The following is a 15,691-nucleotide window of genomic DNA, read 5'->3' as shown; positions in this document are numbered from 1 at the left end:
CGGGATTCGGGAGTGGGGATTCGGAATTCGCGATGCGGATTCCACCTGCTCCCGGACCTCGCCGCGGACCTGATCGAGCACGACACATTAGTAAGGGATTGGGCGGCCGTTGATCGCCAATCCCCAATCCCGATTCACGAATCACAGAACATTTGAGAGAGATAACATGGCTAAGGGTAAATTCGAGCGCACCAAGCCGCACGTCAACGTCGGCACCATCGGTCACGTCGACCATGGCAAGACCACGCTGACGGCCGCGCTGACCAAGGTGGGCGCCGAGCGTTTTGGTGGCGAGTTCAAGGCGTACGACGCGATCGACGCGGCGCCGGAAGAGAAGGCGCGCGGCATCACGATCTCGACGGCGCACGTGGAATACGAATCGGCTTCGCGTCACTACGCGCACGTCGATTGCCCGGGCCACGCCGACTACGTGAAGAACATGATCACCGGTGCGGCGCAGATGGACGGCGCGATCCTGGTGTGCTCGGCCGCTGACGGCCCGATGCCGCAGACCCGCGAGCACATCCTGCTGTCGCGTCAGGTCGGCGTGCCGTACATCGTCGTGTTCCTGAACAAGGCCGACATGGTGGACGACGCCGAGCTGCTCGAGCTGGTCGAGATGGAAGTGCGCGAGCTGCTGACCAAGTACGACTTCCCGGGCGACGACACCCCGATCATCCACGGTTCGGCGCGTCTGGCGCTGGAAGGCGACCAGAGCGAAATCGGCGTGCCGTCGATCCTGCGCCTGGTCGAAGCGCTGGACACCTTCATTCCGCAGCCGGAACGTGACGTCGACAAGCCGTTCCTGATGCCGGTGGAAGACGTGTTCTCGATCTCGGGCCGCGGCACCGTGGTGACCGGCCGTATCGAGCGCGGCATCATCAAGGTCGGCGACGAAATCGAAATCGTCGGTATCCGCGCGACCCAGAAGACGACCGTCACCGGCGTTGAAATGTTCCGCAAGCTGCTGGACCAGGGTCAGGCGGGCGACAACGCCGGTCTGTTGCTGCGCGGCACCAAGCGTGACGACGTGGAGCGCGGCCAGGTGCTGTGCAAGCCCGGTTCGATCAAGCCGCACACCGACTTCGAAGCCGAAGTGTATGTGCTGTCGAAGGACGAAGGCGGCCGTCACACCCCGTTCTTCAAGGGCTACCGTCCGCAGTTCTACTTCCGCACCACCGACATCACCGGCGCTTGCGAGCTGCCGGAAGGCGTCGAGATGGTGATGCCGGGCGACAACGTGAAGATGGTGGTCACGCTGATCAACCCGGTGGCGATGGACGAAGGCCTGCGCTTCGCGATCCGCGAAGGCGGCCGCACCGTCGGCGCCGGCGTGGTGGCGAAGATCATCAAGTGACGATTTGACCCGGGCGGGCTTTGCGCGCCCGGCTTTGTCAAATCGTCATTCCCGCGAAAGCGGGGTGAGGCGACACCGCTTGCGACATGCGTTGAAGCGCATGTCGCGTGGCGCCGAACGCCATCGCGCTATGCGCGATGGCCGGGGTCGAAAGTCGGTGGCGACGGATCTTCAGCTCCAGCTTCATGTTTCAAGGCGGCAATCCCAGGATCGCCGTCCGTTTCAAGAAACCCGCGACGGCCCAGCCGTCGCCGGTTTTCCCAACCGCAGCCCCGTGGCCACGGTTGGGAAAACCGGTAGTCAAACCCCGCCCGGATGGACAGGGCAGGGGCGCTTCGGCCGTCCAAGGTCGAATGCTTGCACTCTTCTCCAAGGTGCATGTAGAATGCGCGACCACTGTGCCACCCCTGTTCACGCCGGGGCGGCGCAACCAGCGAAATGAGGAGCAGGACGCCCCTCGTATTCGCCAGACAGGGACATGTCGCACGGCAGCGCTCCATACGTTCTGGGCCCGCAAGGGCATCCAAAGAACGCTGATGGGGCCCTTCCTGCGTTCTATTCCGTCTGGGCGGACCGGGTGACCGGGCCGCCTTAGCTTTTCCAGGCAAGGAAGCTCCGGGGCGAGGGTGTTGCCCTGGAGTGTTTGCATTTCGTGGGGTCGGCGCACCCAGAAGCCGTCCCGTCGCTCTTTCAACCAAGGAATTCCGTCATGGCGGACCAAAAGATCCGGATTCGGCTGAAGGCGTACGATCATCGTTTGATCGACCGTTCGGCCAGCGAGATCGTCGAGACGGCTAAGCGGACCGGCGCGCAAGTGCGCGGCCCGATCCCGCTGCCGACCAAGATCGAGCGTTACACCATCCTGGTGTCCCCGCACGTCGACAAAGACGCGCGTGACCAGTACGAAACCCGCACGCACAAGCGTGTGCTCGATATCGTCGACCCGAACGACAAGACCGTGGACGCGCTGATGAAGCTCGAACTCGCGGCTGGCGTCGACGTGCAGATCAAGCTGACCTGAGGCCACCACTATGACCGCGAAGAAATATTCGTTGGGCATCGTCGGTCGCAAGGCCGGCATGAGCCGCTTCTTCACTGAAGACGGCAAGTCGGTTCCGGTGACCCTGATCGAGGCGACCCCGAACCGTATTACCCAGATCAAGACCACGGATACCGACGGCTACAGCGCCGTGCAGGTGACCGTCGGCGTGCGCCGCGCGGCGCTCGTCAACAAGCCCGAAGCCGGACACCTCGCCAAGGCGAAGGTCGAAGCCGGTCGTGGCTTGTGGGAACTGCGCGTGGAAGACGACAAGATCGGTGCGTTCGAAGTCGGCGGCGAGATCAAGGCCGACATCTTCGAAGTGGGCCAGATCGTCGACGTCCAGGGCATCACCAAGGGCAAGGGCTTCCAGGGCACGATCAAGCGCTGGAACTTCAAGATGGGCGACGCGACGCACGGTAACTCGCTGTCGCACCGTTCGCCGGGTTCTATCGGCCAGCGCCAGACGCCGGGCCGCGTTTTCCCGGGCAAGAAGATGTCCGGCCACATGGGTTCGGTTCAGCAGAGCACGCAGGGCCTGGAAGTGGTCAAGGTCGACGCCGAGCGCGGCCTGATCGCGATCAAGGGCGCCGTGCCGGGCGCTCCGGGCGGTGACGTGATCGTCCGCCCGTCGAGCAAGGGAGCATAACGATGGAACTTGCCATCAACGGTAGCGACAAGAAGCTGTCGGTCTCCGACGCCATCTTCGATCGCGAATTCAGCGAAGACCTGATTCACCAGGTGGTCGTGGCCTACCGCAACGCGGGTCGCGCCGGCACCAAGGCGCAGAAGACGCGTTCGGAAGTCAACGGCACCACCAAGAAGTCGAAGAAGCAGAAGGGCGGCGGTGCGCGTCATGGCGCGCTGACGGCTCCGATCTTCGTCGGCGGCGGCGTGACCTTCGCGGCCAAGCCGCGCAGCTTCGCCCAGAAGGTGAACCGCAAGATGTACCGCGCGGCGATCGCGTCGATCCTGTCGGAACTCAACCGCCAGGGCCGTATCACCGTCGTCGAAAAGCTCGACATCGACTCGCCGAAGACCTCGGGCATGATCTCCATGCTCAAGTCCTTGGAAATGGGCCGTCGTCCGCTGCTCGTCACCGAGGAAGCCTCCGAGAATCTGTACCTCTCGGCGCGCAACCTGCCTTACGTGGAAGTCCGCGACGTGCAGGGACTCGATCCGGTCGCCCTCGTCGGCGCCGATTCGATCGTGTTCACCGCCGATGCGGTCAAGAAGATCGAGGAGTGGCTGGCATGAACGACGCCAAGCTTTACAGCATCATCCGTGCGCCGCGCGTGTCCGAAAAGACCGCCCGTCTGCAGGAAGTCTCCAACCAATACGTCTTCGAAGTCGCGACGGACGCTACCAAGGCCGACATCAAGGTCGCCGTGGAAAAGCTGTTCGACGTCAAGGTCGAGGCTGTCAATGTGGTCAACGTGAAGGGCAAGAACAAAGCCTTCAAGTTCCGCATGGGCCGTCGCGCCGACTGGCGCAAGGCGTACGTGAAGCTGGCCGAAGGCCAGTCGATCGACGTGATGGCCAAGGCCTGAGGAAAGATCCATGGCATTGATGACATTCAAGCCCACGTCCGCCGGCCGCCGCAACGCGGTTCGCGTCGTGACCCCGGGCCTGCACAAGGGCGCGCCGCACGCGGCGTTGGTCGAAAAGCAGAGCAAGAGCGGCGGTCGTAACCACCACGGCCGCATCACCACCCGTCACATCGGCGGTGGCCACAAGCAGCATTACCGCATCATCGACTTCAAGCGCGACAAGGTCGGCATTCCGGCCCGCGTCGAGCGGATCGAATACGATCCCAACCGCACCGCGCACATCGCGCTGCTGTGCTACGTCGATGGCGAGCGCCGTTACATCATCGCCCCGAAGGGCCTGAAGGACGGCGATCAGGTGATCGCGGGCCGTGACGCCCCGATCCGCGTCGGCAACACGCTGCCGCTGAGCAACATCCCGGTCGGCTCCACGGTGCATTGCATCGAGATGAAGCCGGGCAAGGGCGCTCAGCTCGCCCGCGCCGCAGGCGCTGGCGTGCAGCTGGTCGCTCGCGAACAGGGTTACGCCACGCTGCGTCTTCGCTCCGGCGAAATGCGCAAGGTGCCGGTCGACTGCTGCGCGACCATCGGCGAAGTCGGCAACGACGAGCACAGCCTCGAGAAGCTCGGCAAGGCCGGCGCCAAGCGCTGGCGCGGTATCAAGCCGACCGTCCGCGGCGCCGCCATGAACCCCGTCGACCACCCGCACGGTGGTGGTGAGGCGAAGGCTGGCCAGGGCAACCCGCATCCGGTCACCCCCTGGGGTGTTCCGACCAAGGGTTACAAGACGCGCAAGAACAAGCGCACCACGCAATTCATCGTGCGCGATCGCAGGGGTTAATCGGCCATGGCACGTTCACTCAAAAAGGGTCCGTTCGTCGACCACCATCTCATCAAGAAGGTGGAGACCGCGGGCAACAACAAGAAGCCGATCAAGACCTGGTCGCGCCGCTCCATGGTGCTGCCGGAAATGGTGGGTTTCACCATCGCCGTGCATAACGGCAAGAACCACATCCCGGTGCTGGTCAACGAGAACATGGTTGGCCACAAGCTTGGCGAATTCGCTTTGACCCGTACGTTCAAGGGTCACGGCGGCGACAAGAAGTCGGGTAAGTAAGGAGATGACCATGGAAGCGAAAGCCATCCTGCGCACCGCGCGCATCTCCCCGCAGAAGGCCCGCCTGGTCGCCGACCAAGTGCGCGGTCTGTCGGCCGAGCGCGCCGTCAACCTGCTGAAGTTCTCGGACAAGAAGGCAGCTGCACTGATCCGCAAGGTCGTGGAGTCCGCCATCGCCAACGCCGAGAACAACCAGGGCGCTGACATCGACGAGCTCAAGGTCACGACCATCATGGTGGACGAGGGTCCCGCACTGAAGCGCTTTATGGCTCGTGCGAAAGGCCGCGGCACCCGCATCCTCAAGCGCACCAGCCACATCACTGTGGTTGTGGGCGCCGGCAAGTAAGGCGGAGTCAGACAATGGGTCATAAAGTTCATCCGACCGGAATCCGCCTTGGTATCTCCAAGGACTGGAATTCCAAGTGGTTTGCCGGCAAGAAGCAGTATGCCGAGTACCTCGCCGCCGACCTGAAGGTCCGCGAGATGCTCCGCAAGAAGCTTGCTCAAGCGGGTATTTCCAAGATCTTCATCGAACGTCCGGCGAACAACGCCCGCGTGACGATCCACACCGCCCGTCCGGGCGTGGTGATCGGCAAGCGCGGCGAGGACATCGAGAAGCTGCGTAAGGAAGTTAGCACCCTGATGGGCGTTCCGGCGCACATCAACGTGACCGAGGTCCGCAAGCCGGAACTCGACGCGCAGCTGGTCGCCGAGTCCATCGCGCAGCAGCTCGAGCGCCGCATCATGTTCCGCCGCGCGATGAAGCGCGCGGTCGGCAACGCGATGCGCCTGGGTGCCCTGGGCATCAAGGTCAACGTCGCCGGCCGCCTCAACGGCGCCGAAATCGCGCGTTCGGAGTGGTACCGCGAAGGTCGCGTGCCGCTGCACACGCTGCGCGCCGACATCGATTACGGCTTCGCTGAAGCCAAGACGACGTACGGCATCATCGGCATTAAGGTATGGGTCTACAAGGGCGAGATCTTCGATTTCTCCCAGGTCGGCCAAGAGAAGCAGGACGATTCGCCGCGCAGCGATCGTGGTGACCGCGGCGATCGCGGTGATCGTAACGACCGCCCGGGCCGTCCTGCCCGCGAACAGAGGTAATCCATCATGTTGCAACCCAAGCGAACCAAGTACCGCAAGGTGCACAAGGGCCGCAATGATGGCCTGAGCTGGAGCGGCAATGCCGTTAGCTTCGGCGAATACGGCCTCAAGGCGACCGCGCACGGTCAGCTGACCGCGCGCCAGATCGAAGCGGCCCGCCGCTCGATCAGCCGCTACGTCAAGCGCGGCGGCAAGATGTGGATCCGCGTGTTCCCGGACAAGCCGATCACCAAGAAGCCGATCGAAGTCCGAATGGGCTCCGGTAAGGGCAACGTCGAGTACTGGGTCGCCCAGATCCAGCCCGGTCGCATGATTTACGAGATTGAAGGCGTGGCCGAAGACGTGGCGCGTGAAGCGTTCCGCCTGGCCGCCGCCAAGCTCTCGGTGACCACCACTTTCGTTACCCGGACGGTGCGCTAATGGAACTCAAGCAACTGCGCCAGAAGTCGGCGGACGAGCTCAAGGCCCACCTGGTCGATCTGCACAAGGAGAGCTTCGCTCTGCGCATGCAGAAGGCCACCGGTCAGCTCGCAAAGACCCATGAAGCCCGCCGTGTGAAGCGCGAGATTGCTCGCGTGAACATGCTGCTGGGCGAGAAGAAGTAAGGACCCGCCATGACCGACAACAATACAGACAAGGCGCTGCGCACGGTTGAAGGCCGGGTCGTCAGCAACAAGATGGACAAGACCGTCACCGTGCTCGTTGAGCGCCAGGTCAAGCACGCGCTGTACGGCAAGTACATCCGTCGCTCGACCAAGCTCCACGCCCACGACGCCGACAACGCCTGCAAAGAAGGCGACATCGTGCGGGTGAAGGAAATTGCTCCGATGTCCAAGACCAAGAACTGGAGCGTGGTTGAAATCGTCAGCCGCGCGGCCATTTAAGAGGAGGCTGAACCATGATCCAGATGCAAAGCTACCTCGGCGTGGCCGACAACTCCGGTGCCAAGGAAGTGATGTGCATCAAGGTGCTCGGCGGCTCCAAGCGCCGTTACGCGCACATTGGCGACATCATCAAGGTCACCGTGAAAGACGCGATCCCGCGTGGCAAGGTCAAGAAGGGCGACGTCTACGACGCCGTCGTGGTTCGCACCCGCAAGGGTGTGCGCCGTCCGGACGGCTCGCTGATCCGCTTCGATGGCAACGCTGCGGTGTTGCTCAACAACAAGCATGAGCCGATCGGCACCCGTATCTTCGGACCCGTGACTCGCGAGCTTCGCTCGGAGAAGTTCATGAAGATCGTCTCGCTCGCGCCTGAAGTGCTCTGAGCGGAGGAACTAGACCATGAACCGTATCAAGAAGGGCGATCAAGTGATCGTCACTGCCGGCAAGGACAAGGGCAAGAAGGGCGATGTGGTGCGCGTGCTCGGCGACAAGGTCGTCGTGTCGAACATCAACATCATCAAGCGCCACACCAAGCCGAATCCGCAGGCCAACCAGCCCGGCGGCGTGATCGAGCGCGAAGCGCCGATTCACATTTCCAACGTCATGCTGTTCAACCCGGCCTCCGGCAAGGGCGAGCGCATCGGTTTCAAGGTACTGGAGGATGGACGCAAACTGCGTGTGTTCCGCTCCAGTGGTGAGGCGGTTGACGCCTGAGGAATGCTGAAATGACCACCCGTCTGGAAGAGTTCTACAAGAAAGAAGTGGTTCCGGTGCTGACTGAAAAGTTCGGCTACAAGAACCCGATGGAAGTGCCGCGCCTCGTCAAGATCACCCTGAACATGGGCGTGGGCGAAGCGGCCACCAACAAGAAGATCCTGGAAAATGCCGTTGCGGACATGACCAAGATCGCCGGCCAGAAGCCGATCGTGACCAAGTCCCGCGTGTCGGTGGCTTCGTTCAAGATCCGCGACGGCTGGCCGATCGGCGCCAAGGTCACCCTGCGCCGCGCCAAGATGTACGAGTTCCTCGACCGCCTGGTCAACATCTCGTTGCCGCGCGTGCGCGACTTCCGTGGTGTCTCGGGCCGTTCGTTCGACGGCCGCGGCAACTACAACATGGGCGTCAAGGAACAGATCATCTTCCCGGAAATCGATTTCGACCAGGTCGACGCGCTGCGCGGCATGGACATCGCGATCACCACGACCGCGAAGACCGATGCCGAGGCCAAGGCCCTGCTCGAAGCCTTCCGCTTCCCGTTCCGTAACTGAGTCTAGGATTGAACAATGGCTAAGACTTCCATGATCAACCGCGACATCAAGCGGACCAAGCTGGTGAAGAAGTTCGCCGGCAAGCGTGATGCGCTCAAGAAGATCATCTCCAGCGACAACTCGTCGTACGAAGAGAAGGCCGAGGCGGTCATCAAGCTGCAGAAGCTGCCGCGCGACTCCTCGCCGAGCCGCCAGCGCAACCGCTGCGTCCTGACCGGCCGTTCGCGCGGCGTCTACAGCAAGTTCGGCCTCGGCCGCAACAAGCTGCGCGAAGCCACCATGCGCGGCGATGTGCCGGGCCTGCGTAAGGCAAGCTGGTAAATCTCTGGTACGATAGCCGGCTACCCGGTTCAACCGCCGCGGCCTTCGGGCCGCGGCGGCGTTATTGAAAGTGCTGCAACCCGTTGTAATTACTACTGAAATTCGCAATCCCGCGGATATCGGTGCTACTCATAGGTGACTCACAATGAGCATGACTGATCCCATCGCCGACATGCTGGTCCGCATCAAGAATGCGGCCGCTGTGCGCAAGCAGACGGTGAAAATGCCCGCTTCCAAGATCAAGGTGGCGATCGCCGCCGTGTTGAAGGACGAGGGTTACATCCTGGATTCGCGCGTGACCGAAATCGGTCCGGGCAAGTCCGAACTCGAAATTTCGCTGAAGTACTACGAAGGCAAGCCGGTGATCGAGCGCCTGCAGCGCTACTCCCGCTCGGGCCTGCGTCAGTACCGCGGCAAGGACGCGATCCCGAAGGTCCTCGGCGGCCTGGGTATCGCGATCATCTCCACCTCCAAGGGCATCATGACCGATGCGCAGGCGCGCCAGCAGGGCGTCGGCGGTGAAGTCCTGTGCTTCGTGGCTTAAGGGAGTAAACGACCATGTCCCGAGTTGCCAAGAAGCCGATCGCTCTCCCGAAGGGCGTCGAACTCAACATCCAGGCCGATTCGATCGCCGCCAAGGGCCCGAAGGGCACCCTGTCGATCGGTAAGCCGGCCGCCATCAGCCTCAAGGTCGAGAACGGCGAAGCGCTGTTCACCACCGAAGACGCCGCGCTGATCCCGCTGACCGGCACCTTGCGCGCGATCCTCGCCAACATGGTGAAGGGCGTGTCCGAAGGCTTCGAGCGCAAGCTCGAGCTGGTCGGCGTCGGTTACCGCGCTTCGATGCAGGGCGCCGACCTGAACCTGGCCCTGGGCTTTTCCCACCCGGTCCTGTTCAAGGCCCCGGAAGGTATCACCATCGCCACCCCGACCCAGACCGAAATCCTGGTCCAGGGCGCGGACAAGCAGCGCGTCGGTGAAGTTGCCGCCAAGATCCGCGGTTTCCGTCCGCCGGAGCCCTACAAGGGCAAGGGTGTGAAGTACGCCGGCGAAGTCATCATCCGCAAGGAAGCCAAGAAGGCCTAACGGGTAGGGCGCCGGTCCCGCACCGGCTCCCACGACACCAAGCCTTCAGCTTTCGGAGATCAGAACATGAACAAGAACATCGCTCGTCTGCGCCGCGCCAAGTCGACCCGGTCGCACATCCGCAACCTCGGCGTCGCCCGTCTGACCGTGCTGCGCACCGGTCAGCACCTGTACGCCCAGGTCTTCACCGCCGACGGCTCCAAGGTCCTGGCTTCGGCCTCGACCGTGCAGGCCGACGTCAAGGAAGGCCTGAAGAACGGCAAGAACGCCGAAGCCGCCGTCAAGGTCGGCAAGATGATCGCCGAGCGCGCCAAGGCCGCGGGCATCGAGAAGGTCGCGTTCGACCGCTCGGGCTACCGCTACCACGGCCGCATCAAGGCGCTGGCCGATGCCGCTCGCGAAGGCGGTCTGCAGTTCTAAGTCCTCGCGGACTTGAAAGCGTGGAGATTCGTCTCCACGCCTTCTGCACCAACCGTTTCAACCTGCCGACGCGGGCCGCGTCGGGCGCCATGGTGGATTCCTGCCATCGGTGCGGCACCCGAACCACTTCACAATCATAAGCGGCCACGCCGCAAATCCCATTAATCAACGAGACACCGAAATGGCAGACGATAGAGCCCCGCGGGGCCGCGACCGTGATCGCAACCGCGAAGAGATCGACGACGGCATGATCGAGAAGCTGATCGCGGTCAACCGCGTCAGCAAGACCGTCAAGGGCGGTCGCCAGTTCACCTTCACCGCGTTGACGGTGGTCGGTGACGGCAACGGCAAGGTCGGCTTCGGCTACGGCAAGGCGCGCGAAGTGCCGGTCGCGATCCAGAAGTCGATGGAATACGCCCGCAAGGCGATGAACAACGTGGACCTCAACGGCGGCACCTTGTGGCATGCCGTGAAGTCGGGCCATGGCGCGGCGCATGTGTACATGCAGCCGGCGTCGGAAGGTACCGGCGTGATCGCCGGCGGCGCGATGCGCGCCGTGCTCGAAGCGGTCGGCGTGAAGAACGTGTTGGCCAAGGCCACCGGTTCGCGTAACCCGATCAACCTGGTTCGCGCTACGCTCAAGGGCCTGACCGGCATGCACTCGCCGGCCAAGATCGCGGCCAAGCGCGGCAAGAAGGTGGAGGATCTCAATCATGGCTAAGGCTGCTAACACGCCCGTCGAAGGCGGCACCGTCACGGTGCGCCTGGTCAAGGGTCTGCGTGGCTGTCAGTCGCGTCACCGCCTGTCGGTGAAGGCGCTCGGCCTGAACAAGCTCAACGACGTGCGGACGCTGAAAGACAGCCCGCAGGTTCGTGGCCTGATCAATACGGTCCACTACCTGGTTCAGGTCGAGGGCTAAGGAGCACATCATGCGTCTCAATACACTCAAGCCGGCTGACGGCGCCCGCGAAGACCGCAAGCGCGTCGGTCGCGGTATCGGTTCGGGCCTGGGCAAGACCGCGGGCCGCGGCCACAAGGGTTCGTTCGCCCGTTCGGGCAAGGGCAAGATCAAGGCCGGTTTCGAAGGCGGCCAGATGCCCATGCAGCGTCGTCTGCCGAAGATCGGCTTCCGCTCCAAGCTGAAGAACGACACGGCCGAAGTCCTGCTGTATCAGCTGGACAAGCTGGAAGCCGGCGAGATCGATTTCGCCGCGCTCAAGGCCGCGAAGCTCGTTCCGAGCAACGCCAAGCAGGCCAAGATCGTGAAAAAGGGCGAGCTGACCAAGAAGTTCGTGCTCAAGGGCGTGCTGGCCACGGCCGGCGCGAAGGCCGCGGTCGAAGCGGCCGGCGGCAAGGTCGAGGAGTAAGGGCTCAATGGCGCGCAGCGGCAACGCAATGGCTGGAATCGGCGGCGGACTCGGTAAGTTCACCGAGTTGCGTCAGCGTTTGCTGTTCGTCATCGGCGCGTTGATCGTCTATCGCATCGGCAGCTACATCCCGGTGCCGGGTATCAACCCGGAAGCGATGGTCAAGTTCATGGAGACCAAGCAGGGCACCATCGTGGACATGTTCAACATGTTCTCCGGTGGCGCTCTGCACCGCTTCAGCCTGTTCGCGCTGAACGTGATGCCGTACATCTCGGCGTCCATCATCGTGCAGTTGCTGGTGCAGATCGTGCCGAGCCTGAAAGCCATCCAGAAGGAAGGCGAATCGGGCCGTCGCAAGATCAACCAATGGTCGCGCATGGGTGCGATTCCGCTGGCGATCTTCCAGGCCTGGGGCATCGCCAACGGCCTGCAGTCGAGCCTGGCGCCCGATGGCACGCCGGTGGTGTACGCACCGGGCATGGGCTTCATCCTGACCGCGGTGATCGCCTTGACGGCGGGCACCATGTTCCTGATGTGGCTGGGCGAGCAGATCACCGAGCGCGGCGTCGGCAACGGCGTTTCGCTGATCATCTTCGCGGGCATCGTCGCCGGCCTTCCGGCCGCGGTGATCCACATGTTCGAGCAGATCCGCAACGGCGACATGAGCCCGATCGTGGCGATCCTGGTCGTCGGTCTGGTGGTGGCCTTCACCTACCTGGTGGTGTTCGTCGAACGCGGCCAGCGTCGGATCACGGTCAACTACGCGCGTCGCCAGGGCGGTCGCAACGCCTACATGAATCAGGCGTCGTTCCTGCCGTTGAAGCTCAACATGTCGGGCGTGATCCCGGCGATCTTCGCCTCCAGCATCGTGATGTTCCCCGCCACCGCCGCGACCTGGTTCGCCCAGGGCAACAGCGGCAGCGGCGTGTCCGGTTTCCTCCAGCGCCTGAGCCAGTGGCTCAGCCCGGGCGAGCCGGTCCACATGATTCTGTATGCCGGCCTGATCATCGGTTTCGCGTTCTTCTACACCGCGCTGGTGTTCAATTCGCAGGAAACCGCCGACAATCTCAAGAAGTCGGGCGCGCTGATCCCGGGCATTCGCCCTGGCAAGGCCACCGCGGACTATGTCGACGGCGTGCTGACCCGCTTGACCGCGGCCGGCGCAATTTACCTGGTGATCGTGTGTCTCCTCCCGGAGGTCATGCGGACCCAGCTCGGCACCTCGTTCTACTTCGGCGGTACCTCGCTGTTGATCGTGGTGGTCGTGATCATGGATTTCATCGCTCAAATCCAGGCTCATCTGATGTCGCATCAGTACGAGAGCCTGTTGAAGAAAGCGAACTTGAAGGGCGGCTCGCGCGGCGGTCTCGCGCGCGGGTGAGTCAGGACCGTTCTGCGCGCCAGAGTAGCGCGCGGGGCTGGGCACGGCGGGTCATCGCATTGTTCAGCCAGTTCAGACTCGTCGCCGGAGCATGGGCACACTCCCCATGCCGTGGTTCCGTGGCGCCCTTGGGTGCCGCGGGGCTTCCTATTAACCCGAGACCTAGATATAATTTCCAGTTCACTCCGCCGGGATTAATCCGTCTCGGCCGCCAAATCAGTTGGAGATCGCCTTATGGCGCGTATTGCGGGCGTTAATTTGCCTGCCCAGAAGCATGTCTGGGTTGGCCTGCAAAGCATTTTCGGCATCGGCCGTACCCGTTCGAAGCAGATCTGCCAGACGGCGGGTGTGACTTCGACCACGAAGATCCGTGACCTGTCCGAACCCGAAGTCGAGCGCTTGCGCGCCGAAGTCGGCAAGTTCGTGGTCGAAGGCGACTTGCGTCGCGAGGTCGGTATTGCGATCAAGCGTTTGATGGACCTGGGCTGCTACCGCGGCCTGCGTCACCGCCGCGGCTTGCCGCTGCGTGGTCAGCGCACGCGTACCAACGCACGTACCCGCAAGGGTCCGCGCAAGGCCATCAAGAAGTAAGGGAACCTAGACCATGGCCAAGCCGGCAGCAGTCAAGACCAAGAAGAAGATCAAGCGCATCGTCACCGACGGTATCGCCCACGTCCACGCTTCTTTCAACAACACCATCATCACGATCACCGACCGCCAGGGCAACGCGCTCTCGTGGGCGACCTCGGGCGGCGCGGGTTTCCGCGGCTCCCGCAAGTCGACCCCGTTCGCCGCCCAGGTGGCAGCCGAAAAGGCTGGCCGTGCTGCGCTCGACTACGGCGTCAAGTCGCTGGAAGTGCGCATCAAGGGCCCGGGTCCGGGTCGTGAGTCCGCCGTTCGTTCCTTGAACAACGTCGGTTACAAGATCATCAACATCATCGACGTGACGCCTATCCCGCACAACGGGTGCCGTCCGCCGAAGAAGCGTCGCGTCTGAGGAGCTGAAGAAAAATGGCTCGTTATATTGGCCCCACCTGTAAGCTCGCCCGTCGCGAAGGCGCCGATCTCGGTCTGAAGTCGTCCGCTCGCGCGCTCGACTCGAAGTGCAAACTGGAGCAGAAGCCCGGTCAGCACGGCCCCACCGCCCGCAAGGGCAAGCTGTCCGACTACGCCACCCAGCTTCGTGAGAAGCAGAAGGTCAAGCGTATCTACGGTCTGCTGGAGCGTCAGTTCCGCAACTACTACAAGAAGGCCTCGACCAAGAAGGGCAACACCGGCGAGAACCTGCTGCAGTTGCTGGAAACCCGTCTGGACAACGTCGTCTACCGCATGGGCTTCGCCGTGACTCGTCCGGCTGCCCGTCAGCTGGTCTCGCACCGCGGCGTCACCGTCAACGGCAAGTCGGTCAACCTTCCGTCGTACCAGGTCAAGGCCGGCGACGCGATCGCGTTGTCCGAGCGCGCCCAGAAGCAGCTTCGCGTGCAGGAATCCCTGACCGTGTCGTCGCAGATGGACCTGTCGCCGTCGTGGGTCGAAGTGGACAGCAAGAAGTTCAGCGGCGTGTTCAAGGCGGTTCCGGATCGTGCGGACCTGCCGGCCGACATCAACGAAGCGCTGATCGTCGAGTTGTACAGCAAGTAATAGTGCAGGGCATCCGCCGGCGTCCCTCAGGATCCGGCGGAGAACCCGCAACCCAGGTCGGTGCGCCATGCGCACCGGCCGCTCTCTCGTTAAGAGAGGGCTCCAAGAGCTAAAGCCTCCCGCCGCCCCCCGGTGGAGGTCATTGGAGACACCGAAACATGACGGTTACCGCCAATCAGGTACTGCGCCCGCGTGGTCCGCAGATCGAACGCCTCACCGGCAATCGCGCGAAGGTCGTGATCGAGCCGCTGGAGCGCGGTTACGGCCATACGCTGGGCAACGCGCTGCGGCGCGTGCTGCTGTCGTCGATCCCGGGTTTCGCCATCACCGAGGTCGAAATCGATGGCGTGCTGCATGAGTACACCACGGTCGAAGGTCTGGAAGAGGACGTGCTTGAGGTTCTGCTGAACCTCAAGGACGTCGCCATCCGCATGCACACCGGCGACGCGTCGACGCTGTCGCTGGCCAAGCAGGGTCCCGGCATCGTCACCGCCGGCGACATCAAGACCGACCACAACGTCGAAATCCTCAACACCGACCACGTGATCTGCCACCTGACCAAGGACACGGCGATCAACATGCGTCTGAAGATCGAACGCGGTTTCGGCTACCAGCCGGCGGCTTCGCGCCGTCGTCCGGACGAAGAAACCCGCGCGATCGGTCGTCTGATGCTGGACGCGAGCTTCTCGCCGGTCCGTCGCGTCGCCTACGCGGTGGAAGCCGCGCGCGTCGAACAGCGCACCGACCTCGACAAGCTGGTGCTGGACATCGAAACCAACGGCACGATCGACGCCGAGGAAGCCGTGCGCACCGCCGCCGACATCCTCACCGATCAGCTGTCGGTGTTCGGCGACTTCACCCACCGCGACCGCGGTGCGGCGAAGCCGGCCACCAGCGGCATCGATCCGATCCTGCTGCGCCCGATCGACGATCTCGAGCTCACCGTGCGTTCGGCCAACTGCCTCAAGGCCGAGAGCATCTACTACGTCGGCGATCTGATCCAGAAGACCGAAGTCGAGCTGCTCAAGACCCCGAACCTGGGCAAGAAGTCGCTTACCGAGATCAAGGAAGTGCTGGCTCAGCGCGGCCTGTCGCTCGGCATGAAGCTGGAAAACTGGCCGCCGGCCGGCATCGCTTCGCACGGCATGATGGGGTGAG

Annotated in this window: 27 protein-coding genes; all 27 read left to right on the top strand. The window is 63.1% G+C overall.

Going from position 1 to position 15,691, the window contains the following annotated elements; translation table 11 throughout:
• The first annotated feature begins 166 nt into the window (after window positions 1-166).
• The 27 genes from tuf (at window position 167) to KME82_RS18485 (ending at window position 15,690) form a co-directional block, all read left to right on the top strand.
• Window positions 167-1,357: an elongation factor Tu gene (gene tuf, locus KME82_RS18615; protein WP_046657641.1), complete on the top strand. Its 1,191-nt coding sequence runs from the start codon at window positions 167-169 to the stop codon at window positions 1,355-1,357.
• Between the two features lie 709 nt (window positions 1,358-2,066).
• On the top strand, window positions 2,067-2,378 hold the full coding sequence (rpsJ, locus tag KME82_RS18610) for a 30S ribosomal protein S10 (protein WP_027070119.1): 312 nt from the start codon (window positions 2,067-2,069) through the stop codon (window positions 2,376-2,378).
• Between the two features lie 10 nt (window positions 2,379-2,388).
• Window positions 2,389-3,045: a 50S ribosomal protein L3 gene (gene rplC / locus KME82_RS18605; RefSeq protein WP_215495355.1), complete on the top strand. Its 657-nt coding sequence runs from the start codon at window positions 2,389-2,391 to the stop codon at window positions 3,043-3,045.
• 2 nt (window positions 3,046-3,047) lie between these two features.
• A complete protein-coding gene (gene rplD, locus KME82_RS18600) occupies window positions 3,048-3,653 on the top strand; it encodes a 50S ribosomal protein L4 (RefSeq protein ID WP_215495354.1) in 606 nt (201 codons plus the stop codon).
• Window positions 3,650-3,946 (top strand): 50S ribosomal protein L23, encoded by a 297-nt coding sequence (rplW, locus tag KME82_RS18595; RefSeq protein WP_036111808.1) that lies wholly within the window; start codon window positions 3,650-3,652, stop codon window positions 3,944-3,946. Before rplD ends, rplW begins: the two co-directional genes overlap by 4 nt.
• Before the next feature lie 10 nt (window positions 3,947-3,956).
• The gene (gene rplB / locus KME82_RS18590; RefSeq protein WP_036111804.1) at window positions 3,957-4,784 is read left to right on the top strand and encodes a 50S ribosomal protein L2; all 828 of its coding nucleotides are present in this window, start codon (window positions 3,957-3,959) and stop codon (window positions 4,782-4,784) included.
• Window positions 4,785-4,790: 6 nt separating this feature from the next.
• The gene (rpsS, locus tag KME82_RS18585) at window positions 4,791-5,060 is read left to right on the top strand and encodes a 30S ribosomal protein S19 (RefSeq protein ID WP_031373832.1); all 270 of its coding nucleotides are present in this window, start codon (window positions 4,791-4,793) and stop codon (window positions 5,058-5,060) included.
• A gap of 10 nt (window positions 5,061-5,070) precedes the next feature.
• Window positions 5,071-5,406, top strand: a complete 336-nt coding sequence (gene rplV, locus KME82_RS18580) for a 50S ribosomal protein L22 (protein ID WP_036111801.1) — start codon at window positions 5,071-5,073, stop codon at window positions 5,404-5,406.
• 14 nt (window positions 5,407-5,420) lie between these two features.
• Window positions 5,421-6,164 (top strand): 30S ribosomal protein S3, encoded by a 744-nt coding sequence (gene rpsC, locus KME82_RS18575; protein WP_036111800.1) that lies wholly within the window; start codon window positions 5,421-5,423, stop codon window positions 6,162-6,164.
• Between the two features lie 6 nt (window positions 6,165-6,170).
• Complete coding sequence (gene rplP / locus KME82_RS18570) at window positions 6,171-6,584, top strand: 50S ribosomal protein L16 (RefSeq protein WP_036111797.1); 414 nt, start codon at window positions 6,171-6,173, stop codon at window positions 6,582-6,584.
• The gene (rpmC, locus tag KME82_RS18565; RefSeq protein WP_036111794.1) at window positions 6,584-6,769 is read left to right on the top strand and encodes a 50S ribosomal protein L29; all 186 of its coding nucleotides are present in this window, start codon (window positions 6,584-6,586) and stop codon (window positions 6,767-6,769) included. Before rplP ends, rpmC begins: the two co-directional genes overlap by 1 nt.
• A 9-nt stretch (window positions 6,770-6,778) precedes the next feature.
• Window positions 6,779-7,048: a 30S ribosomal protein S17 gene (rpsQ, locus tag KME82_RS18560; RefSeq protein ID WP_036111791.1), complete on the top strand. Its 270-nt coding sequence runs from the start codon at window positions 6,779-6,781 to the stop codon at window positions 7,046-7,048.
• Window positions 7,049-7,062: 14 nt separating this feature from the next.
• A complete protein-coding gene (rplN, locus tag KME82_RS18555) occupies window positions 7,063-7,431 on the top strand; it encodes a 50S ribosomal protein L14 (protein WP_031373826.1) in 369 nt (122 codons plus the stop codon).
• 16 nt (window positions 7,432-7,447) lie between these two features.
• Window positions 7,448-7,762 (top strand): 50S ribosomal protein L24, encoded by a 315-nt coding sequence (rplX, locus tag KME82_RS18550; RefSeq protein WP_036111786.1) that lies wholly within the window; start codon window positions 7,448-7,450, stop codon window positions 7,760-7,762.
• A gap of 11 nt (window positions 7,763-7,773) precedes the next feature.
• Complete coding sequence (gene rplE / locus KME82_RS18545) at window positions 7,774-8,316, top strand: 50S ribosomal protein L5 (protein ID WP_036111783.1); 543 nt, start codon at window positions 7,774-7,776, stop codon at window positions 8,314-8,316.
• Between the two features lie 15 nt (window positions 8,317-8,331).
• The gene (gene rpsN, locus KME82_RS18540; RefSeq protein WP_215495353.1) at window positions 8,332-8,637 is read left to right on the top strand and encodes a 30S ribosomal protein S14; all 306 of its coding nucleotides are present in this window, start codon (window positions 8,332-8,334) and stop codon (window positions 8,635-8,637) included.
• Window positions 8,638-8,782: 145 nt separating this feature from the next.
• On the top strand, window positions 8,783-9,181 hold the full coding sequence (rpsH, locus tag KME82_RS18535; RefSeq protein WP_036111776.1) for a 30S ribosomal protein S8: 399 nt from the start codon (window positions 8,783-8,785) through the stop codon (window positions 9,179-9,181).
• Between the two features lie 14 nt (window positions 9,182-9,195).
• A complete protein-coding gene (rplF, locus tag KME82_RS18530) occupies window positions 9,196-9,723 on the top strand; it encodes a 50S ribosomal protein L6 (RefSeq protein ID WP_036111772.1) in 528 nt (175 codons plus the stop codon).
• Window positions 9,724-9,789: 66 nt separating this feature from the next.
• Window positions 9,790-10,143 (top strand): 50S ribosomal protein L18, encoded by a 354-nt coding sequence (rplR, locus tag KME82_RS18525; RefSeq protein WP_036111769.1) that lies wholly within the window; start codon window positions 9,790-9,792, stop codon window positions 10,141-10,143.
• Window positions 10,144-10,324: 181 nt separating this feature from the next.
• Window positions 10,325-10,864: a 30S ribosomal protein S5 gene (gene rpsE / locus KME82_RS18520; protein WP_046657640.1), complete on the top strand. Its 540-nt coding sequence runs from the start codon at window positions 10,325-10,327 to the stop codon at window positions 10,862-10,864.
• A complete protein-coding gene (gene rpmD, locus KME82_RS18515) occupies window positions 10,857-11,063 on the top strand; it encodes a 50S ribosomal protein L30 (protein ID WP_056110763.1) in 207 nt (68 codons plus the stop codon). Before rpsE ends, rpmD begins: the two co-directional genes overlap by 8 nt.
• Before the next feature lie 10 nt (window positions 11,064-11,073).
• Window positions 11,074-11,511 (top strand): 50S ribosomal protein L15, encoded by a 438-nt coding sequence (gene rplO, locus KME82_RS18510; RefSeq protein ID WP_036111758.1) that lies wholly within the window; start codon window positions 11,074-11,076, stop codon window positions 11,509-11,511.
• Window positions 11,512-11,518: 7 nt separating this feature from the next.
• Entirely contained in the window at window positions 11,519-12,892 is a 1,374-nt protein-coding gene (gene secY / locus KME82_RS18505) for a preprotein translocase subunit SecY (protein ID WP_215495352.1), read from the top strand.
• Window positions 12,893-13,126: 234 nt separating this feature from the next.
• Window positions 13,127-13,483, top strand: coding sequence for a 30S ribosomal protein S13 (gene rpsM, locus KME82_RS18500; RefSeq protein ID WP_036111754.1), 357 nt, complete (start codon window positions 13,127-13,129; stop codon window positions 13,481-13,483).
• Between the two features lie 13 nt (window positions 13,484-13,496).
• Entirely contained in the window at window positions 13,497-13,889 is a 393-nt protein-coding gene (gene rpsK / locus KME82_RS18495; protein ID WP_036111750.1) for a 30S ribosomal protein S11, read from the top strand.
• 14 nt (window positions 13,890-13,903) lie between these two features.
• Entirely contained in the window at window positions 13,904-14,533 is a 630-nt protein-coding gene (gene rpsD, locus KME82_RS18490) for a 30S ribosomal protein S4 (RefSeq protein ID WP_036111747.1), read from the top strand.
• 158 nt (window positions 14,534-14,691) lie between these two features.
• Entirely contained in the window at window positions 14,692-15,690 is a 999-nt protein-coding gene (locus KME82_RS18485; RefSeq protein ID WP_036111743.1) for a DNA-directed RNA polymerase subunit alpha, read from the top strand.
• The last annotated feature ends 1 nt before the right edge of the window (window position 15,691 follow it).

Origin of the sequence: Lysobacter capsici (assembly GCF_018732085.1) — a bacterium.
Taxonomy (GTDB): domain Bacteria; phylum Pseudomonadota; class Gammaproteobacteria; order Xanthomonadales; family Xanthomonadaceae; genus Lysobacter; species Lysobacter capsici_A.
This window is presented reverse-complemented; position numbering and strand designations above follow the sequence as displayed.